A 22,980-nucleotide genomic window follows, 5' to 3' on the forward strand; every position below is an offset into this window, starting at 1 on the left:
CACTATGCTCGATAATATTAAAGTAGAAGATATCATGTTTTTAGATATCGAAACTGTGCCGCAAGAATCCAGTTTTGATAATGTTGATCCGGTTATTCAGGAGTTGTGGGATAAAAAATCGACCTACTTCAGGCAAGATGATGAATCGCCTGCTGATGTTTATGGGCGAGCGGGTATTTATGCCGAGTTTGGTCAAATCGTTTGTATCTCGGTAGGTGTTATTTCTGCCCGTGGCGGTAAACGCATTTTTAGAGTCAAATCATTTGCTGGCGATAATGAAAAAGTTTTGCTCGAGGACTTTGGTCAAATGTTGAATAATTTCGCACGCGATATTCATAAAAATATCTGTGGACATAATGCCCGTGAGTTTGACTTTCCATTTATTGCCCGCCGTATGTTAATACACGGTGTTAAATTGCCCGCTATACTTGACGTGGCTGGTAAAAAGCCATGGGAAGTTAAGTTCTTAGATACCATGGATATGTGGAAGTTTGGTGATTATAAACATTATACCTCACTTAATTTACTAACCACCATATTTAATATTCCATCGCCCAAAGATGATATTGATGGTAGTCAGGTGGCAGCAGTTTTTTACGAAGAGAATGATGTGGAGCGCATTGCTCGTTACTGTGAAAAAGATGTATTGGCTACGGCTCAGTTGTTTTTACGTTTCAAGGGCGAAGACTTGCTCGATGATGAAGCCTTGGAGCACGCTTAATCCAATAAGAAATAGGCCAGTGTTTTAATAAGAAGTTCTGGCTGTTCAGCATGTAACCAATGGCCAGCATCAGGAATACTTATGAGTTCAGCATCTTTAAAAAACTTGCGAATAATCATGGTGTCTTCATCCATTATATAGCCCGATTTCTCTCCACGAATAAAAACTGCCGGCAAGCGTACTTGTTGTTCTTCTGGATTAAAATGGGAGAAACCATCCATTATTAACTCCAGTGTTTGTTTGATTATTGGTAAGTTAAGTCGCCATTGGTAGGTGCCATCTTTTTGTCGCTCAACATTTTTAAGTAGGAACTGACGTAGTTTAGCATCGGGAAGTTTGGCAGATAATTGTTGATCAATATTTTGGCGCGATTTAACCTCATCAAAACACACGTCTAGCATGCTGTTAATTATCAGTTCGTGATTGTTGGTGATTTGGGCGTAATTGCTAAAGGATGCATAGGATTTAGGTGCTATATCTAAAATCACCAATTTGTTGACCCTTTCTGCATGCTTTAAGGCAAAATGCATGGCAGTTTTTCCACCCATCGAGTGCCCAACTAAATGCGCACTCTCAATTTGTTTGTCATTGAAAAATTCGAGCAAGTCTTCCGACATGCTATCAAAGTCATGGACAGGGCTGTGGGGTGATTGACCGTGATTGCGCTGGTCAAGAATATAAATTCGATAATCTTTTTCGAGCTGTCGGGCTATTGAAACCCAATTATCAGAAGCGCCATATAGGCCATGCAATATTACCAGGGTTGGTCCGGCATGGCCATATTCACGGTGAAACAGTTTCATGATTAGCTTATTTAATCAATTGCTGTTGGTAAAGTTGTATGGTTTTTTCAAGGCCAATGTATAGAGCATCACTTATTAAGGCATGGCCAATCGAAACCTCCTTTAAATACGGAATACGCTCGTTGAAAAACTTCAGGTTATCCAAATTTAAATCGTGACCTGCATTAATCTTTAAGCCAATTTTGTTCGCTAGCTCCGAGGCTTCAACAAAAGGAGCAATAGCTGCTTCTCTGTCTTTGCTGTATCCAATCGCATATGGTTCGGTATATAATTCTATGCGGTCGGTATTGGTTTTTACAGCACCCTCAATGTTGCTAAGGTTGGTGTCGATAAAAATAGATGTACGAATACCAGCTTCACTAAAACGTCCGATTACATCCTGTAAAAAAGTAAGGTTATTTATCGTGTCCCAGCCTGCATTTGAGGTTAACGCTTCAGGTGGATCAGGTACCAATGTTACCTGGTGGGGGCGCACTGCTAATACCAAGTCTATAAACTCTTTTGAAGGATAGCCTTCGATATTAAACTCCGTTTTTATGGCAGGACGAATGTCATGAACATCTTTATAGCGTATGTGCCTTTCGTCTGGCCTGGGATGAACTGTTACGCCATCGCCACCAAATTCTTGTACATCAATAGCTGCTTTTAACACACTTGGTGTATTGCCTCCACGTGAATTGCGTAGCGTAGCAACCTTATTTATGTTAACACTTAATTTTGTCATTACTTTTTAATTGATGAACACCCTTTATTGGGTGACTAAATGCAAAATAAACTATCCTTAAACTTTGTTTGTTATAATCATTGACAGTATTTTTAATACTCAAACAATTACGCAGACAAAGGGTTCTTAATTGTCGCGCAAAATTATAAAGTATTTCCGAAAGTAATCTATGTTGGCAAAAGAATTAATATCAGAAGTAGTACCATCTCTTAAAACCTCAGACACAGGGCTCGATGCTTTAAACTGGATGGAGGTCTTTAGAGTTTCTCATCTGCCAATTGTTAATCGGAAAGATTTTTTGGGTTTAATAGGAGATGTTGATATCTACGATTTAAACAAAGCCGAAGAGGCTTTGGGCAATCATTCATTGTCATATGCAAGGCCATATGTATATGTGCATCAGCATATTTTTGATGTTATTGAAGTGGCATCGCGATTAAAATTAACTGTTGTGCCTGTTTTAGATAAGAATGAAGAGTACATGGGATTAATCACACAAAGCGATCTCTTACATACCTTTGCTGATTTGATTGCAGCACATACTTCAGGGGGTATTATTGAGCTAGAGCTTATGCCTCATGATTATTCTTTATCTGAGATATCTCGTATTGTTGAGGATGCAGATGCGAAAATATTAAGCTTGTATGTGTCTCAGCCAACCGATTCTGAAAAACTGTGTATTGCCATTAAATTGAATAGAACAGATTTGCGTTCGGTTATTAATGCGTTCGATAGATATGATTATTCCGTTAAAACAACCTATATTGGGGATGATTCCTACGATGATACTATGAAAAAGAACTACGATGCACTCATGCGGTATCTTGATATGTAGTAGTTAAAAAGTGATTTATGGATAAGGCTTATTTGAATAGCCTCAAAATCTTGATTTGGTGTATCTTATTGCACATCTTTTGTTTACCTGTTATTGCCAATAATTCAATTGATGATGGCGGTACACAGTTGAATGATGGCTATGTTGTGGTGCAAAAGGTCTTAATCTCAGGGAATAAAATCACAAAGCCACGGGTGATATTAAACGAATTAATTTTTCAGCAAGGCGACAAACTGTTGGTGAGTAAATTGGGGCAAGTTGTCAAGCGGAGTCGGCATAATCTTCTTAATACTTCCCTCTTTAATTTTGTAACGATTCGATATACTCTTCAAGCAGATAACACCGTAGTTTTTCATGTAAATGTTGATGAGCGATGGTATTGGTGGGTTTTCCCAATATTTGAAGTGGCCGATCGTAACCTTAGTTCTTTTTTTAATAATGGGGATTGGTCAAGGGTAAATTATGGTGTTTACTTAAAACGCGATAATTTTCGTGGCCGTAATGAACAAATAGTTGCGCGTATTAGACTTGGTTTTACTACACAAATTATGTTGGGGTATAAATCACCCGAATTTCAGAAACGAGGTGGTTGGGGTGCTTATTTCGATTTTCGCATGTACGACCAATTGCCTTATACTACCGAAGGTAATCAACAACTTTTTACAGGATTGGAAGAAGGTTTGGCACAGGTAACCTATTTTGGCTCTTTGTACTATTCCTTACGTTCAAATATTTATAATCGACATCGACTAGAGCTTAGCTATAAAAACTATAATGTGAGCGATTCAATAATTGACAAAAATCCCAATTACCTGGTTGACGGAGGAAATGAACTGCAATTTATGGAGTTGAAATACGCCTTTGCTCGTGATAAACGAGATTCAAAAGTGTATCCCCTTAAGGGTAATCGATTAATGGTTGATGCCATGCAATCTGGATTTGGTGTGTGGGAAGGCGGATTAAGTAATTTGAAAATAGCCAGTCAGTACGATCAGCATTTTAAACTATATGATCGCTGGCATTGGTCGAGTAGTTTATACGGTGAATATAATACGAGTAATAACCTGCCCTATGTGCTGAATACTGGGAGTGGGTATCGAAGTTTTATGAATGGATATGAATTATACGTAATAGATGGAACGCGATTAGGAACTATGAAAAATCAAATGTTATTTACCCTGTTAAAGCCGCGCGTTAAAAATATTGGCTTTATGCCATTAACCCAATTCGCGAAGGTCAATTATGCATTCTATCTGAAAGCCTACTACGATTTTGGATATGTTTGGCATGAGAATCCGGCAATAACTAATACATTTGCTAATGATTGGCAGTATGGTTACGGTGCCGGACTCGACTTTGTTACTTTTTACGATATGGTCTGGAGTTTTAATTATTCCGTCAATAAGCACAAGCAACATGGCTTTTTTGTACATTTCAATATGGCCATTTAATACTTATTGATTAAAACTATTATCATGCAAATAGCTGTATTTGGCAAGCAGTTTAATAAAGTGTTTTTTAATTCCTGTAGAAACTTATTTCAGCTTTTTAAAGAGCACGAAGTGGAAGTGATTATTTATAAGCCATTTTATGAGTTTTTGCTGACGGATGTTAAAATGAAACCCGAAGTGAGTGGTTTTTTTACTGATCACGAAGGAGTTCGACATGCTGATTTGGTTTTTAGTATTGGAGGTGATGGAACTTTTTTAGAGGCTGTTACATTTGTTGGGGATAAAGGGATTCCAATTGTGGGTGTTAATAGTGGTCGCTTAGGTTTTTTAGCAGATATTTCCCAATCGGAGATGCAAGTTGCCATTCGTCAGGTGTTGGAGGGGAATTACCAAGTAAGACAGCTAGATTTGTTAGCTCTTAAAACGGAAGATGGATGTTTTGGCAATAATAATTTTGCTTTAAACGAATTGGCTATTACCAAAAGAGATAGTTCGGCCATGATTACCATTCATACCTATGTCAACGATAAGTTCTTAAATTCTTTTTGGGCCGATGGTTTAATTATATCAACAACAACTGGTTCAACAGCATATTCTTTAAGTGTTGGAGGTCCTATTCTGCACCCTGATAGTAAAAGTTTCATTATTACTCCTATTGCTCCGCACAATTTAAACGTTCGACCTGTTGTTGTCCCTAACGATGTGGAAATTACCTTAAAAGTTGAGGGTCGCGATTCGAAGTTTTTGGCTTCTCTTGATTCTCGAAGTGAAGTGTTTGAAAATACGGTTCATCTCAAAGTGAAAAAAGCAGGGTTTAGCGTTAAAGTAATTGAACTGGAGGGGCATTCATTCTTCACAACATTGCGTAATAAATTAATGTGGGGTGTTGATAAGCGCAATTAATCTTTATTTTAGTGCAATATTTTTTGCATAATTGTGTTTGAAACTTGTATTATTCTTCGAGAATGCTGCAACTGACCCAACAATGTATTCCGTATAAAAATGTTGAAAATAGCAACCGTATTACAAATATTTAAAATGAAGCGCTATGCCCTTTTGGGTGTTGTTGTATTGATGATTTTTAAAAGTATGGTCGTTGGTGCGCAAGATAGGCTTGAACTGGGTGGGTTTGTAGGTGCTTCATATTATTTTGGTGATTTAAGCAAGGGTATTCCCTTTGCGAATTCTCATTTTGCAGGTGGGGGTATCGGACGTTATGTGTTTACCGATCGAATAGCGCTAAAAGGGATGGCCCTTTTTGGGAGTATTAGTGGTGACTATCATGGCCAAGATCTTAAATATCTAGAATCAAGCGATGCTAACTATGAATTTAATAGAAGTATTGGTGATTTGTCTGCCCAGGTAGAGTTTAATTTTCGTTCATACGACCATAAATTTATTTCATCAACAACTTTTACGCCGTACATATCAGCGGGGCTTGCTACAACTATTTATAACAGAATTGATACTGATAATGAAAATTCTGCCGGCAAACCAAGTTTTATATTATCTTTGCCGTTCGGTATAGGTGCGAAGTACAAGATTAATAAATATGTTAGAGTAGGGGCCGAGTGGACCTTTCGCAAAACATTTGTTGATGACTTGGATTACATGGGCGATGGGAGTATTAATCCTTCTGACCCATATGGATTTGGAGAGAGTACCTATACGCATAATAACGATTGGATATCGTTTGCAGGTGTTTACGTGACAATAAGTATGTTGAAACGGAAAACCAAATGTAATGATGGTATAAAAAAATAGACAGTTTGAACGAATGTCGTTAAAAGACGAACTAATAAAGGATAGACTGCCAAAGCATGTGGCAATTATAATGGATGGTAACGGGCGCTGGGCTAAAAAACGAGGTAATGCTCGTGTTTTTGGTCATAAGCATGGTGTTACCGCCGTTCGTGAAACTACAGAAACCGCCGCTGAGTTGGGTATTGAGTACTTAACGCTTTATGCTTTCAGTACCGAAAACTGGAATCGTCCTAAAACAGAGGTCGATGCTTTGATGAGTCTATTAGTTTCTACCATCAGTTCAGAAACTGGCACCTTAATGAAAAATAACGTACGCCTAAATACAATAGGCTGCAAAGAATCATTACCTAAAGGTGTTCAGAAAAAACTCAATGACTGTATCGAAAAAACTTCTGCAAATAGCGGATTGACTTTAACATTGGCCCTGAGCTATAGTTCGCGATGGGAAATTATTGAGGCATTTAAAAAAGTGGCTCAGGATGTTAAAGATAATCAATTAGATGTGGATGATATTGATGCTGACATGGTATCCAATTATATGACTACTGCCGGTATTCCTGATCCTGAATTAATGATCAGAACTAGCGGTGAGTATCGGATAAGTAATTTTTTACTTTGGCAGTTAGCTTATTCTGAGCTATATTTCTGCGATATTTTATGGCCCGACTTTAGGAGAGATGATTTATATCGGGCTCTACTTGATTTTCAAGGGCGCGAAAGGCGTTTTGGAAAAACAGGTGATCAGATAAAAAAATAAAGGTTATTCAGAGCGAGAGGATGAGAGGAGAGGATGACACTTTATAGTAATCTAAACGAACAAACTATTGAATTGCATGAAGGGTAATATGCTTAATAAGATAATAATTGTTTTACTATTTGTATTTTCATTAATAAATATAAATGGACAAACAACCGAAGTCCCCAATATCTCCTATTCAGGAACGCCACGTAAATATGTGATAGCCGAGATTAATGTTACAGGAGTAGAAAATCTCGATCCAAAAATATTGGTGAATATTAGTGGCTTGAAAGTAGGACAGCAAATTACAGTTCCTGGAGATGAAATATCGGAAGCCATTCGTCGCTATTGGCAACACGGACTTTTTTCTGATGCAAAAATCAAAGCAACTAAAATTGAAGGACGTGATATATATCTTGAGATTTATTTGAAAGAACGTCCGCGATTGTCGGAGATGTATTTCAGCGGTTTAAAAAAGAACGAAATTGAAACAGTGGAAGAGAAAGTGGCCATGATGAAAGGTTCACAGGTAACTCCATTTATGGTTTCAAGGGCTGAGAAATATATTACGCGTCATTTTGTTGATAAGGGATTTTACAATGTGGAAGTCAACATTGTTCAAAAAGATGACCCAGCAAAAGCCAACCACGTAACTTTAGATATTAACGTTGATAAGAAAGATAAAGTAAAAGTTAACTCTCTATCATTTGAAGGTAACGAGGTGCTGACAGATAGCAAGCTTAATCGTACCATGAAAAAGACCAACGAAAAGGGTCAGGTACTTAATTTCTTCCGTAGTAAAAAATTCATCGTTGAAAAATACGAAGAAGATGTAGCTGCTATTATCACAAAGTATAATGAAATGGGTTATCGCGATGCCCGAATTGTAACCGAAGAAGTTTCAAAAAATATTGAGGACAATACTGTAGATGTAAAACTTGTTCTCGAAGAAGGTAATAAGTATTTCTTTGGTGATATTTCTTGGGTGGGAAATACAATTTATCCATCTGAATTATTAGCATACGATTTACGCATTCAAAAAGGTGATGTTTTTAACCAAACCTATTTGGATGAACGTTTAATAAGTGATGAAGATGCTGTTCATAATCGCTACATGGATAATGGCTACTTATTTTCTAACATCAACCCTGTGGAAACAGGTGTTAGAGGTGATACCATTGATATTGAAATGCGTATTTATGAAGGACAGCAAGCAACCATTAATAAAGTAATTATAAGGGGTAACACAAAAACACACGAGCATGTTGTTCGTCGTGAGATACGTACCAAGCCAGGTCAGTTATTTAGCAAGTCTGAATTAATCAGAACAGTACGTGAATTGGCTCAGTTAGGTCACTTCGATCCTGAAAATATTTCGCCAGATGTTCAGCCTAATCCTGATAACGGAACAGTAGATTTAGTTTATCAGCTTGAAGAAAAAGCCAACGATCAGATTGAATTATCTGGAGGTTGGGGTGCTGGTATGTTTGTAGGTTCCTTAGGTTTGAAGTTTACTAACTTCTCAATGCGTAACTTCTTTAATAAAGAAGCATGGCGACCTTTACCAACAGGTGACGGACAAACTTTAGCATTAAGAGCTCAAACAAACGGAAAATTTTACCAATCATATAGTTTATCATTTACTGAGCCTTGGTTAGGTGGTAAGAAACCAAATTCACTTAGTTTTTCTATTTACCATTCTATTCAAACTGGTGTAAGTTCTAATTATTATGATCCTCGTTATGGTTATGGCGGTGGTTATGGCGGTTACGGCGGAGGCTATGGTGGAGGCTACGGCGGTGGTTATGGCGGTGGCTACGGAATGACTGATCCCGAGGCCATTGATCAGCACATGAAAATTACTGGTATGTCTTTAGGTTTTGGTAAACGCTTACGTTGGCCTGATGATTTCTTCTCGTTATACACTGAGGTGAGTTACCAACGTTATGATATGCTTGATTGGAACTACTTTATTATGCAGAACGGTATTTCTAATAATCTTAACTTTAAAGTTATGTTGAGCCGTCGTTCTATTAATAACCCAATTTATACACGAAATGGATCTGATTTCTCGGTAGGTTTAGAATTTACACCACCTTGGTCAATGTTCCAGGAAGATAAAGATTGGGCCAATGCATCTGATGAAGAAAAGTATCAACGTATAGAATATCATAAATGGACTTTCAAGGGAGCTGTTTACAAACCAATTGATGCCGCACAAAAACTAGTTGTGATGGGTAAAATGGAAATGGGTTTCCTCGGGTATTATAATAAAGATCTTCAATCGCCTTTCGAGAAGTTTGTATTAGGAGGTGATGGAATGGCTGGATTTAGTATGGCTGGTAGTGAGACAATTGGTTTAAGAGGATATGAAAATTCATCATTAACCCCATATAATACAACAGGCTCGTACGATGGTAATATTTATAATAAGTTAACCATGGAAGTACGTTATCCTCTTGCACTTCAACCATCTGCTACTGTTTATGCTTTAGCGTTCTTAGAAGCAGGTAACGCTTGGAGTCAGTACGAAGATTATAACCCGTTTGAGTTGAAACGTGCTGCCGGTGTTGGATTACGTATATTCTTACCTATTTTTGGATTAATGGGTATTGATTGGGGTTATGGTTTCGACGATAGCTTGTATCGACGCAATGCTGGAGGTAGTCAATTCCATTTCGTAATTGGTCAAAGTTTCTAATAAAGAGATGAATAGTAGTTTGGTTTGATTTTTGTTTAAGCTTGTTGCATAAAAATATAAGCTATGAAAAATATCTTGTTATTATTATTGTTGTTTGTTGGCCAAATGGCAATTGCACAAAAGTATGCTTTTGTTGACTCGGAATATATTTTACGCAATGTGCCCGCTTACGAAGCTGCGAATGAACAACTTTCACAGCTTTCAAGTAAATGGCAATCGGAAGTTGAAGTGCGTTTTGACGAAATAGCACAGCTTTACAAAACCTATCAGGCCGAAAATGTTTTCTTGTCCAACGAAATGAAAGTGAAACGAGAAAATGAAATCATTGAAAAGGAAAAACAGGCTAAACAGTTACAGCAAAATTATTTTGGTCAAGATGGTGAATTGTTTAAGCGACGTGAAGCCTTGGTAAAACCAATACAAGATGAAATATTTAATGCGATATCTGATTTGGCATCAGAAAACAACATCGCTGCAGTATTTGATAAAGCATCCGGTATGGGAATAATGTTTGTCGATTCTAAGTACGATATAAGTGATGATGTATTGGTTGAACTTGGATATAAAAGTGAATAACTAAATAATTAAATATGAAGATTTACTACACACTGCTAGCATTAATGCTTTTTTCTATTGGAGCTGTTAATGCACAGCAGCCAATGAAGTTTGGACATATAAATAGTGCTGAAATTTTGCAAGCCATGCCCGATTTGAAGGCGGTTGAAACTCAGCTTGAAGGTGAGTATAAAGAAAAAGAGGCTCAACTATTAACGATGCAGGAAGAGTTACAGGGCATGCAGCAAGCCTATCAGCAACAGGCTGCAAGTTTGACTCCTGCCGAAAGAAGTCAGAAAGAACAAGAGTTAATGGAGCTTAATCAAAAGGTTCAGAATTATTACATGTTATCTCAACAGCAGATTCAAGCCAAACAAAATGAATTGCAAGCACCAATTATTCAAAAATTACAAGCTGCCATTAGAGAAGTTGGTGATGAAGGAAGCTTCTTGTACATCTTTGAAATGACTAGTAGAGTTCCTGTTTATGCCTCCGATAAGAGCGTTGACATAGGGCCTTTGGTAAAAGCAAAATTAGGAATACAATAATCAGTAATTAAAAAATAGACATATATGAAATCTTTAAAAGTACTAATTGTTATAGCAGCCTTTGCCTTTGTAGGTAAAGTGCAGGCACAAGATTTAAAATTCGGTCATGTAAACATTCAGCAATTGGTTGCTGAGTTACCTGAGAAAATGAGTGCTGATCAGGCTTTGCAAGGCGAAGCAACAAAGTTACAAGAGCAATTACAGGTAATGCAAGAAGATTTGCAGAATCGTTACAATACTTACATGTCTCAGCGCGATACTTTACCAGATTTAATTCGTGCAACAAAGGAGAAAGAAATTCAAGACCAAGAACAACGTATGCAGCAGTATAGCCAAATGGCTCAACAGTCGTTAGGTCAAAAAGAGCAACAATTGCTGCAGCCAATTATTATGAAGGTGCAAAAAGCAATTGATGAAGTAGGTCAGGAACAAGGCCTGATTTATATTTTTGATATTAGTACGCAGGTAGTTGTTTATCATTCAGATAAAAGTGTAGACTGTGCACCACTAGTGAAAGCTAAGTTGGGCGTTCAGTAAAACCCACAATATTAAATTATGTAAGCGGGTGACTAGTTTTAGTCACCCGCTTTTGTATCTTTAAAGTTGTATGGAAAGGATTAAAAATGGACCAATTGCGATTTTTGACTCAGGTTATGGCGGGTTAACGGTGCTTAATAAAATTAAAAAGCATCTGCCCCATTACGATTACATCTATTTGGGCGATAATGCTCGTACTCCATACGGTACTCGTTCCTTTGAGGTGGTGTACGACTATACATTAGAAGCTGTGAAGAAACTGTTTTCTATGGGGGCGCATTTAGTTATTTTAGCCTGTAATACCGCTTCGGCAAAAGCATTGCGTAATATTCAACAAAAAGATTTGCCTAACATTGATGTATCACGACGTGTTCTTGGGGTAATCAGACCCAGTGTTGAAGTGGTCGATGAATTAAGTGATACGAAGCATGTAGGTGTTTTCGGCACTTTAGGAACCGTACAGTCTGAATCTTATCCAATCGAAATCAATAAACTTTATCCTAATATTAAGGTGTCTCAAGAAGCTTGTCCTATGTGGGTGCCGTTGGTTGAAAACAATGAGTTTGGGAGTGCAGGAGCCGATTACTTCGTGCATAAACATGTTGATCGTTTATTAACGAATGACCCTTTAATTGATACCATTGTTTTAGGATGTACCCATTATCCCTTATTGCTTAAGAAAATAAAAAAATATCTACCTACCCACATTCAAATTGTTGAGCAAGGTGATATTGTTGGGGAGAGCTTAAAGGATTATTTGATTCGTCATCCGGGGATGGATGAAAAATGCTCAAAAGAAGGGGAGATGCACTTTTATACCACAGAGCAAGTTGAAAAGTTCAAACAAACTGCTGGCATATTTTTCGATGGAGACTTAAATGTTGAACACCTAGTATTGTAAGGCTATCAACATTTGATTACATGCTGATAGCCTTAATGTTTTATTTGTCATCTTCTTTAAACCACCCTGCATACATTAAGTAATTGTTGGCAATTTTTTGAACCATCTCTCTTGATTGTTCAGGTTCAATGTCTTTGACCTTTTTGGCTGGTACACCCGCATAAATGCTATTAGGCTCAACAATTGTTCCTGTTAAAACCAATGAGTTAGCCGCAATAATAGAATTAGTGCCGATAACAGCATGGTCTAGTACAGTTGCTCCTATACCTATTAATACATTATCTTCAATTTTTGCTCCATGTATTGTTACATTATGGCCAATAGAAACATTATGCCCAATTTCAACCGTTGATTTTTGGTAAAGTGTATGTAGTACCGAACCATCTTGGATGTTTACTTTATTGCCAATTCGAATTGAATTAACATCTCCGCGTAGCACGGCATTAAACCAAATGCTACAATCGTCTCCCATTTCTACATCCCCTATTATTGTTGCATTTTCTGCCAGATAAGCATTTTTACCAATTTTTGGTGTGAAATCTCTTACTGTTTTTATTAATGCCATATTTGTATTTTTTGATTGTTATTGTTTACTTTAAAAGTAACAGTATAAGAAACAATTAGTTTGATTTGAATATTGATGAATCATACAGCAAAAATACAATCATCTTTTTGAATAAAAGATGAATTAGCGCGCAATATTAATAGAATATTAATAATGACCTAATGCCATGATGTGTTTAATAAATGTGTTGTATAACACAAGGGGTGCAGAGGCTAAACATGACAAAAGTCACTATGTTGACATGGTCATATCTCTACCTTTACCAGCGTATTTAGAAGGAAATTAATGTCGATAAGAGAGTGCTTATTTTCATTGATTTCCTTTTTATCGATTGCTTAACTTTGTTTTAATATATAGATACAAATCAGAACCTTATCAATCATGGGTAAAAGGTCAAAAGTTATTGAAAGAGATGAAGTAGTAGTTAGGTTTTCTGGAGATTCCGGCGATGGGATGCAGTTGACAGGAACCTTATTCTCTTACACCTCAGCAATTTTCGGAAACGACATATCAACGTTTCCAGATTATCCATCTGAAATACGTGCCCCACAGGGTACCATTAGCGGAGTATCCGGGTTTCAGGTGCATTTTGGACATACCGAAGTTTTTACTCCGGGTGATTATTGCGATGTATTAGTAGCGATGAATCCTGCGGCATTAAAAGCAAATGCCAAATGGATGAAGCCTGGTGGTACTGTTGTTCTTGACGTTGATAGTTGCGACGAAAAGAACTTGCGTAAAGCCGGTTACGAAACTGACGATCCAATTACTGAAAGTAAATTAGGAGATTACAACATTGTAAAAGCACCAATCACAACTCTCACAAAAGAGAGTTTAAAAGATATGGGGCTTGATAATAAAAGTATTCTTCGAAGTAAGAATATGTATGCTCTTGGATTGGTTTACTGGTTATTCGACCGTCCTTTAGATCACACAAAAGAATACATAAGTAAAAAGTTTAAGAAAAATCAACTGGTTGTTGATGCCAACTTAAAGGTGTTGGATGATGGTTACAACTATGGTAACATTATTCAGGCATTAACACCATCATACCATATACACCCTGCCGACATTAAAAAAGGTAAGTACCGTAACTTAAGCGGTAATGTTGCCGTGGCTTGGGGATTTTTAGCTGCTGCAGAAAAGAGTGGACTTGAATTATTCCTAGGGTCATACCCTATTACGCCAGCTACGGAGATTCTTCAAGAGTTAAGTGCACGTAAAGATTTAGGTGTAAAGGTATTTCAGGCTGAAGATGAGATTGCAGGTATTTGTACAACCATAGGAGCTAGTTTTGCTGGTGACTTAGCAGTAACTACTACATCGGGTCCTGGTTTAGCATTAAAAGGTGAAGCGATTGGTTTGGCTGTAATTGCCGAATTACCAATGGTAATTGTAAATGTACAGCGTGGTGGTCCATCAACAGGTTTGCCAACGAAAACAGAGCAATCGGATTTAATGCAAGCCCTATACGGACGTAATGGTGAAAGCCCATGCGTTGTGATAGCGGCTAGCTCACCAACTAATTGTTTTGATTATGCGTTTTATGCTGCTAAAATTGCAGTTGAGCATATGACGCCTGTAATATTATTAACTGATGGTTTCTTAGCCAACGGAACACAACCATGGCGTTTACCTAATTTAGAGGAGTGGCCAAGTATTAATGTTCCTAAGGCTGATGTTAACGATAAAGACTGGCATCCGTATAAACGTGATGTGGAAAAATTGTCACGTTACTGGGCTACGCCAGGTGTTGCAGGTTTAGAGCACCGAATTGGAGGTCTTGAAAAAGATGAGCACACTGGAGCTGTATCGCACGATGCGCTTAATCACGAGCGTATGGTTGAAATACGTGAGGATAAAGTTCAGCGTGTTGCTACTAATATTCCTGAATTGGAATTGTTAGGTGATGAAAATGCTAATGTTTTAGTTGTAGGCTGGGGTGGTACCTTTGGTCACTTATTTACCGCTGTTGATGAGTTGGCAAATGAGGGGCATAACTTCGCTTTGGCTCATTTTAACTACATTAAGCCACTTCCACGCAATACATATGATGTGTTAAAGCGTTACAAGAAAATTGTAGTGTGCGAATTAAACCGTGGTCAGTTTGCTGACTATTTGACAATGAATTTCCCTGATATTCAAACACTACGTTTTAATAAAATACAGGGACAACCATTTACGGTAGTAGAATTAAAAGATCACTTTAAAACATTGCTGGAGGAATAAATAATGGCTGAAAATTGTCAAGTTAAATTTACAGAATTTAAGAGCGACCAAAGTGTAAAATGGTGTCCTGGATGTGGAGACCATGCTATTCTTAATTCAGTGCAGAAAGCAATGGCCGCTATGGGATATAAGAAAGAAGAAGTAGCCGTTATTTCAGGTATCGGCTGTTCATCTCGTTTTCCCTATTATATGGAAACTTACGGGTTTCATACCATTCATGGACGTGGCTCAGCAGTAGCTTCAGGTGTTAAAGTTGCGAATCCTGATTTGCAGGTTTGGCAAATTACCGGTGACGGTGATGCCTTAGCTATTGGTGGTAACCACTTTATTCATACCATTCGTCGTAACATCGACCTAAATGTGATTTTATTTAATAATCAGATTTATGGTTTGACAAAGGGGCAGTATTCTCCAACTTCTAAGCGTGGTTTTATTTCTAAAACATCGCCTTTTGGTACAGTAGAAGCTCCATTCCGTCCGGGTGAGTTATGTATTGGTGCTCGTGGTCAATTTTTTGCTCGATGCATTGATACGGATATTAAACATTCGGTTGTAATGATGGAAGCAGCAGCACGCCATGAGGGAACATCGATTGTTGAAGTATTGCAAAACTGTGTGATTTACAATGATAAAACACATAATGCAATTACGGATAAAGCGCACAATGCTGATAGAACGATTAAACTAGAGCATGGAAAACCAATGATCTTCGGAAAAGAAAGAAACAAAGGTTTAATGCTTGATGGTTTAACGCTAAAAATTGTAACGATTGGTGAAGATGGTATTACTGAAGCAGATATTTTGGTTCACGATGCCACATGTGACGATATTACTTTGCACTTAAAGCTAGCTGATATGGAATATCCTGAATATCCAGTTGCATTAGGTGTTATTCGTTCTGTTGAAGCACCAGTATATGATCAGTGTGTAACTGAACAATTGGCAGCAGTTCAAGAAAAGTCAACAATAAAATCCTTTACAGATCTGATTCATTCAGGAGATGTTTGGGATGTAGAATAATTTTTTATTTGAATTAGCACTTCAGGCCGTTTGGAATTTATTCTGAACGGCTTTTTTTATACAATAAAAAACCCGTGAATAATATTCACAGGTTGTAGTTTTATCTTTTTCTTGAAATCTTACGATTCCATATAGATTTATTTCGCTAGTAGAGAGTCGGTAAATTTCTCAAGCATTGTTTTGACTTCCTCATAATCATCGTCTTTAACCCTTACATCGGTTAAGCGTGGCAAATGAATAGCAAAATAACTATGGCTGTTTGCCATTTCAAATAAATTACTAGCCAAAGCCCTAGGGTAGGCAAAATCCGGATTTACTTCTGAAATTACACCGGCTACTTTCTCACAGAGCATTTTGTAATTAGAGAAAAAACCTTCTGTGTTTTCTTTGTCAACCAACTTTGTGTAATATGCTTTGGTCCCTTCGGCAATTATTAAACGGTGTAAAACACTTTCGTTAACATAGTCGATGGCAGGGTTTTCTTTGTAAGCATAAACCAATGTGCCTATGATTACCTTCAGGCGCTCTTGGGGCGATTTAATATTCATTGTGTGGATATCGATTAGATAGCTAACCCATTCCCAGTACCACGAAACAAGATACAGTAATAATAAGTGTTTGTTTTCGAAATAGCGATACACCGAAGCTTCAGTTGACCCCATTTTAATGGCCAACTTTTTAAAAGTAAAAGCTTCAAACCCGATTTCGTCAATTAATAAAATACTGTGTCGTATAATGTTTTGACCTAATGAAGTCTCTTGCGGGTCGCGAAGATAGAGCTTGTCGTTTAAGCTGATTTTTATTCCAATAGACATAGATGCAAAAGTATTTGTAACAAAAGTAAAATTTTTTTTGAACAAATTGGCGATTTTGACGTTCTAGTAAAACATACTTGTGTGATAGTATTGCTATTGTAACAAAAAGTAATAGCTTTGTACCGGATTTATTGCTAAGTTCAATTATTAATTACGACACTGTTGACCGGTAGCAGTTCAAATGAAAAATAAGTAAAATACGATGAGTGTCACAAAAAAAGATGGTTTGTTTAGCAACCTGAAGCAGGATATTCCTGCCTCGGTGGTAGTGTTTTTAGTTGCGGTTCCTCTTTGTTTAGGAATTGCTTTAGCATCCGGAGCTCCTTTATTCTCCGGTATAATTGCAGGTATAATTGGGGGTATAGTTGTTGGTGCTTTTAGTGGCTCACAGCTAGGCGTTAGTGGCCCTGCGGCAGGTCTGGCGGTTATTGTCCTTTCTGCCATTAGTGAATTGGGTTCTTTCGAAATATTTTTAGCTGCTGTTGTTTTAAGTGGTGTATTTCAGCTCATTTTGGGGTATGCAAAGGCCGGTATTATAGGGTATTATTTTCCATCATCCGTAATTAAAGGGATGTTGTCAGGAATCGGTATCATTATAATTCTAAAACAAATACCTCATAGTTTAGGATACGATAAAGATTATCATGGCAGTTTGGCATTTTCACAGCCCGATGGGCACAATACTTTGTCAGAACTATATTACATGTTTGAGGCGATAACACCAGGAGCGGCTTTAATAACAATTATATCAATGGCAGTTCTTATCTTATGGGAGCAGCCTTTTATGAAGAAAGTCAAGCTTTTTAGTGTTGTACAAGGCCCATTAGTGGTTGTAGCATCAGGTATTGGTTTAAATGTATTATTTCAATCGATTCCGTCTCTTTCATTAAAAGCCAATCAGGTGGTTGCCATTCCTGTGGCTGATAGTTTCTCTGGCTTCATAGGTCAGTTTACTACGCCTGATTTTAGTCAAATGTTAAATCCGGGTATTTGGGTTGTTGCTGCCACTATTGCTATTGTAGCAAGTTTAGAAACGCTACTATGTTTGGAGGCCACCGATAAACTGGATCCTCAAAAGCGTGTGACGCCAACGAACAGGGAGTTAAAGGCTCAAGGAATTGGAAATATTTTGTCTGGACTTGTTGGGGGATTACCGATTACCCAAGTAATTGTGCGTAGTTCAACCAATATTCAGTCGGGTGGAAAAACAAAGATGTCGGCCATATTACATGGTGTTATTATGCTGTTATGTGCCATGGCTATACCAGCAGTTCTTAATTTGATTCCTTTGGCTAGTTTAGCGGCTATCTTATTCATTGTTGGTTATAAGTTAGCCAAGCCAGTTGTGTTTAAGCAAATGTATAAATTAGGTGTTGAGCATTTTGCTCCGTTCATGGTAACCATTGCTGGTATCATATTTACCGATTTATTGGTGGGAATTATTTTAGGGCTAGTTGTCGCGGTTATGTACATCCTTTATAATAATTATAAAAAGCCATTTTTATTTGAAACCGATAAGCACTTAAAAGAAAAAGAACTGCACTTAGAGCTGGCTGAGGATGTTACTTTTATTAATAAAGCAAGCATCTTAAATACACTTGGTCAGGTGCCTAATGGATCCAAAGTAGTGATAAATGCCACTCGTTCAGTTAACATTTGTCAGGATGTAATCGAGATAATTGATGAATTTGAAACGAGTGCTAAATATCGGGATATTACGGTTGAGATATTAAAGCGTGAAAGGCGAGGGGTTGAAAATCAGCGTAAAGTTGCCGAATTTGCCTTGAATGAAGTATAACAACTTAAAATCAGAACAATTATGAGTACAATAACACAAAATGCACAATCACAGTCGAGTATAACGCCCGGTAAGGCCATTGAATTATTAAAAGAGGGAAATAAGCGTTTTTTAGCAGCTAAAGCTTTAAATCGTGATTGGCATCAACAAGTGAAAGAAACAGCCACAGGTCAATATCCATTTGCTGCTATTGTTAGTTGTATCGATTCGCGTATACCAACAGAAGTCGTTTTTGATCAAGGTATTGGAGATGTATTTAATGCACGTGTTGCAGGTAATATTGTTAATGAAGATATACTTGGAAGCCTTGAGTTTGCATGTAAGCTAGCTGGTGCAAAAAGCATTGTTGTTTTGGGTCATACTTCATGTGGTGCAGTTAAAGGCGCTTGTGATAATGCACAACTTGGCAACTTAACACAAATGCTTGATAAAATTAAGCCCGCTGTTGACTTAACACCAACTGCCGATGGTGAAGAAAGAAACTCTGGCAATATTGGTTTTGTCAATAAAGTGGCGGATAAAAATGTAGAGTTAACCATTGAAAATATAAAATCGCAAAGTACAGTACTAAATCAGATGCTAGAAGCAGGTGAGATAAATATTGTAGGTGCTATGTACGATGTGAAAACAGGAGAAATTACCTTTAGTTAGTTATGTTCCCGGATTGAATGTTATCTGTTCCTGAGTTAATTGACATTCAATCCATTTAATTTTACCTGAGTGGGGTGGTTCGATTTCAGACGTGATTTCGACCCACCTTTTTTGTTTTAAATCATCGAAATATACCTGCATACTTGTACGATTTATTAGCTGATGCAGGTGTTTTATGACAATTGGTAGCAATTGAATTAAAAAAATGCCAAATAGTGTTTGGTTTTTAAAATTATTATTCCAAATATTTGTGACGAACAATTGCAAAAGCAAAACATGAATTTGATTTTAACACATAAAGGCTGGTGGCATTATACTTTTCTTTCCAACGAGAGTTAAGGGGAACCGTCGTATATATAAAATATGAACAAAGGCTTACCGAAACTCTCGGTAAGCCTTTTTTTATTTCATAAATTTAACCAAACCATGGATACAATAACAATCAAAACAACTGCAACTCCCATACCAGCTAATGTAGCCGATGTAACCACTCCGGTAAGTTTATACCTAAAGCTGAGAGATGCATACCCTAATACTATTTTATTGGAAAGTAGTGATTATCATGGAAGTAGTAATTCTATGTCATTTATTTGTTTCAAACCATTGTATGAGTTTGTGGCCGACAAGGGGCAGGTTTTACAAGGGGAAGCACACAAAGAGCTTCAGCCGATAAGCATTACTAAAGAAAATAATGTGCCAGAGCTTTTGGATGCTTTTATAAAAAGCTTTGAAGTGGATAATGCCAATTGCCCGGTTAAGGTGAATGGATTATTTGGGTATTCAACCTTTGATGCCGTTCAGTATTTCGATTCTTTAAACTTCAGCGCAGAAAAAAAGGAAGAACACTCAATACCCGAATTACGATATGCATTTTATAAATACATTATTGCTTTTAATCATTTCACTAATCAGTTGCATCTGATTGAGAATTTGCAAGAGGGAGAAGAATCGCAGAGTAATGCTTTAATCGATCAGTTTTACAACCGCTCCATACCAACCTTTCAGTTTCAACCATCCAATAACGAGAAATCAAACCTCACGGATGAAGAATACATGAACATGGTGACCAAAGGAAAGGAACATTGTTTCCGGGGAGATGTGTTTCAGATAGTCTTATCGCGTCAGTTTCGTCAGCAGTTTTCGGGTGATGAGTTCAATGTTTATCGTGCCTTGCGTAACATTAACCCTTCGCCTTATTTGTTTTATTTCGATTATGGTAGTTATAAAATATTTGGTTCATCGCCCGAAGCACAATTGATTATTGAAAATAATGTTGCAACAATCAATCCTATTGCAGGCACTTTTAAACGTACTGGCGATGATACAAAGGATCAGGAATTAGCCATTCAATTAAGTAAGGATGAAAAGGAGAATGCAGAGCATGTGATGCTGGTTGATTTGGCTCGTAACGATTTGAGTCGTAACTGCCAGGATGTAACTGTGAATACCTACAAAGAAGTGCAATACTATTCTCATGTACTACACCTTGTGTCTGATGTGAGTGGTAAACTGCAAAAAGGGTCCATTGCTTCGCGCGTAATGGCCGATACCTTTCCGGCAGGCACACTATCTGGCGCTCCAAAATACAAAGCCATGCAATTGATCGACTCCATTGAAAACCAAAATCGCAGCTATTACGGTGGCTGTATTGGTAACATTGGCTTAGATGGAAGTTTCAATCAGGCCATTATGATACGTTCATTTCTGAGTAAAAACAATACTTTGTTTTACCAGGCTGGTGCGGGCGTAGTGAGCGAATCAAAAGAGGAGAACGAATTAAATGAAGTCAACAACAAGTTAGGTGCCTTAAAAAAGGCCATTCACATGGCTGAGGAGTTTTAGGTTAACTTGTAAGGAGAAACGAATTAAACCAACAAGTTTGGTTTTAAACAAGCAAACTTAATTTAACCAAGCTGTTTGACTCAAAGGAATAGCCAACAGCATCAAGCTTAGAAATTATGAAAATTTTAGTCCTAGATAATTACGATTCATTCACTTATAACCTTGTTCATTACGTTGAGGAAATTATAAATGAAAAGGTAGATGTATTTCGTAATGATGAAATAAGCATTGCCGATGTGGCCAATTACGATAAGATATTGTTATCGCCAGGTCCTGGTATACCGGAAGAGGCTGGTATTTTAAAAGAGCTAATTGCTAGCTATGCCTCAAGCAAAAGTATATTAGGTGTATGCTTGGGTTGTCAGGCAATTGCTGAAGTATTTGGCGGGAGTATTCGCAACTTAAACAAGGTATACCATGGGGTAGCTACTCCGGTAAGTGTGCTTGATCAAAACGAAATACTATTTAAAGGACTTCCAGATACTTTTAAAGCAGGACGTTACCATAGTTGGGTGGTTAACGAGGAGGATTTGCCCAAGGAGCTAACCATCACTTCAAAAGAGGCTGAGGGGCAAATAATGGGTTTACGACATAAAGACTATGATGTGCGAGGAGTGCAATTTCATCCTGAATCGGTATTAACCGAACATGGAAAAGAAATGATTAGAAACTGGATAGAAAATACAGCAACTAGCCTTTAGCTGTGTTTCCTTGCTACTTAAATTTGAATATCAACCAAACGCTAGCTGCTTAAAGCTGGTTCCCAGATATGAATAGTATGAGTATAAAAAATATCATCAAACAATTAATTGATCACAAATTCCTTTCGCGCCAGGAGGCTAAAGAGGTATTAATAAGTATTGCCAAAGAAGAGTACAACCAATCGGAGGTAGTGGCTTTTCTTACGGTTTTTATGATGCGTCCCGTAACTGTTGAAGAACTTTCTGGTTTTCGTGATGCTCTTCTGGAATTGTGCATTCGCATTAACTTATCAGACTATCGAACCATTGATATGTGTGGAACAGGGGGCGATGGACAGAATACCTTTAATATTTCTACCCTTGCATCCTTGGTGGTAGCTGGTGCGGGTGCAAAAGTATCTAAGCATGGTAACTACGGCGTGTCCTCCTCTTGTGGATCATCCAATGTAATGGAGTATTTAGGTTATAAGTTTACTAACGATGAGGATCTGTTGAAGCATCAGTTGGATAAAGCGAATATATGCTTTTTACACGCGCCCATGTTTCATCCAGCCATGAAGGTGGTAGCTCCAATTAGAAAAGAGCTTGGCCTGAAAACTTTTTTTAATATGCTGGGGCCTATGGTCAATCCATCATTTCCACAGCATCAGTTGGTAGGTGTGTTTAGCCTGGAACTGGCCCGCGTCTATCAATATATTTTTCAACAGACTAATAAGGGTTATACCATTTTACACGCGTTGGATGGCTACGACGAAGTTTCGTTAACGGGTGATGTAAAAGCCATTAGTAATAATGAAGAGCAAGTTTATTCGCCTGCAGATTTTGGTATGCGTCAGATAAAAGCCAATGAAATTTTTGGTGGTGATACAGTGCCCGAGGCAGCAGCCATATTTAAAACAGTATTAAATGGCGAGGGAACAGAAGCCCAGAGTAATGTGGTGATTGCCAATGCAGCTATGGCTTTAAATTGCTATTATCCCGATCGCAGTATGGAGCAGAACATTGTTGAAGCACGCAAGTCGCTATTGGAGGGGAAGGCAGCACAAGTATTAACCACTCTATTGAGTTTATCTTAAGCTA

23 protein-coding genes are annotated in these 22,980 nt (G+C 37.6%); 18 read left to right on the forward strand and 5 right to left on the reverse strand.

The window, feature by feature from the left end; translation table 11 throughout:
• The first annotated feature begins 4 nt into the window (after nt 1-4).
• Nucleotides 5-721, forward strand: a complete 717-nt coding sequence (locus FNN09_RS02725; RefSeq protein WP_143299940.1) for a 3'-5' exonuclease — start codon at nt 5-7, stop codon at nt 719-721.
• On the opposite strand, the gene FNN09_RS02730 is transcribed toward FNN09_RS02725, so the two are convergent.
• Nucleotides 718-1,524: an alpha/beta fold hydrolase gene (locus FNN09_RS02730; RefSeq protein ID WP_143299941.1), complete on the reverse strand. Its 807-nt coding sequence runs from the start codon at nt 1,522-1,524 to the stop codon at nt 718-720. The genes FNN09_RS02725 and FNN09_RS02730 overlap by 4 nt on opposite strands.
• Before the next feature lie 7 nt (nt 1,525-1,531).
• A complete protein-coding gene (locus tag FNN09_RS02735) occupies nt 1,532-2,248 on the reverse strand; it encodes a pyridoxine 5'-phosphate synthase (RefSeq protein ID WP_143299942.1) in 717 nt (238 codons plus the stop codon).
• A gap of 169 nt (nt 2,249-2,417) precedes the next feature.
• Between FNN09_RS02735 and FNN09_RS02740 the strand changes: the two genes are divergently transcribed.
• The 10 genes from FNN09_RS02740 (at nt 2,418) to murI (ending at nt 12,279) form a co-directional block, all read left to right on the forward strand.
• Nucleotides 2,418-3,083, forward strand: coding sequence for a CBS domain-containing protein (locus tag FNN09_RS02740; RefSeq protein WP_143299943.1), 666 nt, complete (start codon nt 2,418-2,420; stop codon nt 3,081-3,083).
• 17 nt (nt 3,084-3,100) lie between these two features.
• The gene (locus FNN09_RS02745; protein ID WP_143299944.1) at nt 3,101-4,534 is read left to right on the forward strand and encodes a POTRA domain-containing protein; all 1,434 of its coding nucleotides are present in this window, start codon (nt 3,101-3,103) and stop codon (nt 4,532-4,534) included.
• Nucleotides 4,535-4,558: 24 nt separating this feature from the next.
• Nucleotides 4,559-5,437 (forward strand): NAD kinase, encoded by an 879-nt coding sequence (locus FNN09_RS02750; protein WP_143299945.1) that lies wholly within the window; start codon nt 4,559-4,561, stop codon nt 5,435-5,437.
• Between the two features lie 99 nt (nt 5,438-5,536).
• Entirely contained in the window at nt 5,537-6,298 is a 762-nt protein-coding gene (locus FNN09_RS02755) for a DUF6089 family protein (RefSeq protein WP_143299946.1), read from the forward strand.
• 13 nt (nt 6,299-6,311) lie between these two features.
• Nucleotides 6,312-7,055 (forward strand): isoprenyl transferase, encoded by a 744-nt coding sequence (locus tag FNN09_RS02760; RefSeq protein ID WP_143299947.1) that lies wholly within the window; start codon nt 6,312-6,314, stop codon nt 7,053-7,055.
• A 76-nt stretch (nt 7,056-7,131) separates the two neighbouring features.
• The gene (bamA, locus tag FNN09_RS02765) at nt 7,132-9,738 is read left to right on the forward strand and encodes an outer membrane protein assembly factor BamA (RefSeq protein WP_255433978.1); all 2,607 of its coding nucleotides are present in this window, start codon (nt 7,132-7,134) and stop codon (nt 9,736-9,738) included.
• A 63-nt stretch (nt 9,739-9,801) separates the two neighbouring features.
• Nucleotides 9,802-10,314: an OmpH family outer membrane protein gene (locus FNN09_RS02770; RefSeq protein ID WP_143299948.1), complete on the forward strand. Its 513-nt coding sequence runs from the start codon at nt 9,802-9,804 to the stop codon at nt 10,312-10,314.
• Nucleotides 10,315-10,328: 14 nt separating this feature from the next.
• Nucleotides 10,329-10,841, forward strand: coding sequence for an OmpH family outer membrane protein (locus tag FNN09_RS02775; RefSeq protein ID WP_143299949.1), 513 nt, complete (start codon nt 10,329-10,331; stop codon nt 10,839-10,841).
• 24 nt (nt 10,842-10,865) lie between these two features.
• The gene (locus FNN09_RS02780; protein WP_143299950.1) at nt 10,866-11,378 is read left to right on the forward strand and encodes an OmpH family outer membrane protein; all 513 of its coding nucleotides are present in this window, start codon (nt 10,866-10,868) and stop codon (nt 11,376-11,378) included.
• A gap of 70 nt (nt 11,379-11,448) precedes the next feature.
• Nucleotides 11,449-12,279, forward strand: coding sequence for a glutamate racemase (gene murI, locus FNN09_RS02785; protein ID WP_143299951.1), 831 nt, complete (start codon nt 11,449-11,451; stop codon nt 12,277-12,279).
• Between the two features lie 40 nt (nt 12,280-12,319).
• Here murI and FNN09_RS02790 read toward each other — a convergent pair whose 3' ends face one another.
• On the reverse strand, nt 12,320-12,844 hold the full coding sequence (locus tag FNN09_RS02790; RefSeq protein WP_143299952.1) for a gamma carbonic anhydrase family protein: 525 nt from the start codon (nt 12,842-12,844) through the stop codon (nt 12,320-12,322).
• Between the two features lie 381 nt (nt 12,845-13,225).
• Here FNN09_RS02790 and FNN09_RS02795 point away from each other — a divergent pair, with 381 nt between their 5' ends.
• Together FNN09_RS02795 and FNN09_RS02800 are read left to right on the forward strand one after the other, a co-directional pair.
• Complete coding sequence (locus FNN09_RS02795) at nt 13,226-15,073, forward strand: 2-oxoacid:acceptor oxidoreductase subunit alpha (protein ID WP_143299953.1); 1,848 nt, start codon at nt 13,226-13,228, stop codon at nt 15,071-15,073.
• A gap of 3 nt (nt 15,074-15,076) precedes the next feature.
• Nucleotides 15,077-16,093 carry a 2-oxoacid:ferredoxin oxidoreductase subunit beta gene (locus FNN09_RS02800; RefSeq protein WP_143299954.1) on the forward strand — a complete coding sequence of 339 codons (1,017 nt, stop codon included), beginning with the start codon at nt 15,077-15,079 and terminating at the stop codon, nt 16,091-16,093.
• Nucleotides 16,094-16,230: 137 nt separating this feature from the next.
• Here the strand turns inward: FNN09_RS02800 and FNN09_RS02805 are convergent, their stop codons facing one another.
• Complete coding sequence (locus FNN09_RS02805) at nt 16,231-16,908, reverse strand: TetR/AcrR family transcriptional regulator (protein WP_143299955.1); 678 nt, start codon at nt 16,906-16,908, stop codon at nt 16,231-16,233.
• Between the two features lie 202 nt (nt 16,909-17,110).
• On the opposite strand from FNN09_RS02805, the gene FNN09_RS02810 reads away from it, so the two are divergent.
• Entirely contained in the window at nt 17,111-18,706 is a 1,596-nt protein-coding gene (locus tag FNN09_RS02810; RefSeq protein WP_143299956.1) for a SulP family inorganic anion transporter, read from the forward strand.
• Between the two features lie 21 nt (nt 18,707-18,727).
• Complete coding sequence (locus FNN09_RS02815) at nt 18,728-19,357, forward strand: carbonic anhydrase family protein (RefSeq protein ID WP_143299957.1); 630 nt, start codon at nt 18,728-18,730, stop codon at nt 19,355-19,357.
• Here the strand turns inward: FNN09_RS02815 and FNN09_RS21065 are convergent, their stop codons facing one another.
• Nucleotides 19,358-19,498 carry a hypothetical protein gene (locus tag FNN09_RS21065; RefSeq protein ID WP_185968830.1) on the reverse strand — a complete coding sequence of 47 codons (141 nt, stop codon included), beginning with the start codon at nt 19,496-19,498 and terminating at the stop codon, nt 19,358-19,360.
• A 285-nt stretch (nt 19,499-19,783) separates the two neighbouring features.
• Here FNN09_RS21065 and FNN09_RS02820 point away from each other — a divergent pair, with 285 nt between their 5' ends.
• The 3 genes from FNN09_RS02820 (at nt 19,784) to trpD (ending at nt 22,976) form a co-directional block, all read left to right on the forward strand.
• Nucleotides 19,784-21,199 (forward strand): anthranilate synthase component I family protein, encoded by a 1,416-nt coding sequence (locus FNN09_RS02820; RefSeq protein WP_143299958.1) that lies wholly within the window; start codon nt 19,784-19,786, stop codon nt 21,197-21,199.
• A gap of 116 nt (nt 21,200-21,315) precedes the next feature.
• A complete protein-coding gene (locus FNN09_RS02825) occupies nt 21,316-21,900 on the forward strand; it encodes an aminodeoxychorismate/anthranilate synthase component II (protein ID WP_143299959.1) in 585 nt (194 codons plus the stop codon).
• 77 nt (nt 21,901-21,977) lie between these two features.
• Entirely contained in the window at nt 21,978-22,976 is a 999-nt protein-coding gene (trpD, locus tag FNN09_RS02830) for an anthranilate phosphoribosyltransferase (protein ID WP_143299960.1), read from the forward strand.
• The last annotated feature ends 4 nt before the right edge of the window (nt 22,977-22,980 follow it).

The organism is Carboxylicivirga sp. M1479 (assembly GCF_007097485.1).
Taxonomy (GTDB): Bacteria; Bacteroidota; Bacteroidia; order Bacteroidales; family Marinilabiliaceae; genus Carboxylicivirga.

Coding starts and splice junctions, on each gene's coding strand:
- FNN09_RS02730 (WP_143299941.1), bottom strand. CDS start 1,524: ATGAAACTGTTTCACCGTGAATATGGCCATGCCGGACCAACCCTGGTA.
- FNN09_RS02735 (WP_143299942.1), bottom strand. CDS start 2,248: ATGACAAAATTAAGTGTTAACATAAATAAGGTTGCTACGCTACGCAAT.
- FNN09_RS02770 (WP_143299948.1), top strand. CDS start 9,802: ATGAAAAATATCTTGTTATTATTATTGTTGTTTGTTGGCCAAATGGCA.
- FNN09_RS02805 (WP_143299955.1), bottom strand. CDS start 16,908: ATGTCTATTGGAATAAAAATCAGCTTAAACGACAAGCTCTATCTTCGC.
- FNN09_RS02810 (WP_143299956.1), top strand. CDS start 17,111: ATGAGTGTCACAAAAAAAGATGGTTTGTTTAGCAACCTGAAGCAGGAT.
- FNN09_RS02755 (WP_143299946.1), top strand. CDS start 5,537: ATGTTGAAAATAGCAACCGTATTACAAATATTTAAAATGAAGCGCTAT.
- trpD (WP_143299960.1), top strand. CDS start 21,978: ATGAGTATAAAAAATATCATCAAACAATTAATTGATCACAAATTCCTT.
- FNN09_RS02820 (WP_143299958.1), top strand. CDS start 19,784: ATGGATACAATAACAATCAAAACAACTGCAACTCCCATACCAGCTAAT.
- FNN09_RS02815 (WP_143299957.1), top strand. CDS start 18,728: ATGAGTACAATAACACAAAATGCACAATCACAGTCGAGTATAACGCCC.
- FNN09_RS02795 (WP_143299953.1), top strand. CDS start 13,226: ATGGGTAAAAGGTCAAAAGTTATTGAAAGAGATGAAGTAGTAGTTAGG.
- FNN09_RS21065 (WP_185968830.1), bottom strand. CDS start 19,498: ATGCAGGTATATTTCGATGATTTAAAACAAAAAAGGTGGGTCGAAATC.
- FNN09_RS02750 (WP_143299945.1), top strand. CDS start 4,559: ATGCAAATAGCTGTATTTGGCAAGCAGTTTAATAAAGTGTTTTTTAAT.
- bamA (WP_255433978.1), top strand. CDS start 7,132: ATGAAGGGTAATATGCTTAATAAGATAATAATTGTTTTACTATTTGTA.
- FNN09_RS02775 (WP_143299949.1), top strand. CDS start 10,329: ATGAAGATTTACTACACACTGCTAGCATTAATGCTTTTTTCTATTGGA.
- FNN09_RS02825 (WP_143299959.1), top strand. CDS start 21,316: ATGAAAATTTTAGTCCTAGATAATTACGATTCATTCACTTATAACCTT.
- murI (WP_143299951.1), top strand. CDS start 11,449: ATGGAAAGGATTAAAAATGGACCAATTGCGATTTTTGACTCAGGTTAT.
- FNN09_RS02745 (WP_143299944.1), top strand. CDS start 3,101: ATGGATAAGGCTTATTTGAATAGCCTCAAAATCTTGATTTGGTGTATC.
- FNN09_RS02760 (WP_143299947.1), top strand. CDS start 6,312: ATGTCGTTAAAAGACGAACTAATAAAGGATAGACTGCCAAAGCATGTG.
- FNN09_RS02790 (WP_143299952.1), bottom strand. CDS start 12,844: ATGGCATTAATAAAAACAGTAAGAGATTTCACACCAAAAATTGGTAAA.
- FNN09_RS02725 (WP_143299940.1), top strand. CDS start 5: ATGCTCGATAATATTAAAGTAGAAGATATCATGTTTTTAGATATCGAA.
- FNN09_RS02780 (WP_143299950.1), top strand. CDS start 10,866: ATGAAATCTTTAAAAGTACTAATTGTTATAGCAGCCTTTGCCTTTGTA.
- FNN09_RS02800 (WP_143299954.1), top strand. CDS start 15,077: ATGGCTGAAAATTGTCAAGTTAAATTTACAGAATTTAAGAGCGACCAA.
- FNN09_RS02740 (WP_143299943.1), top strand. CDS start 2,418: ATGTTGGCAAAAGAATTAATATCAGAAGTAGTACCATCTCTTAAAACC.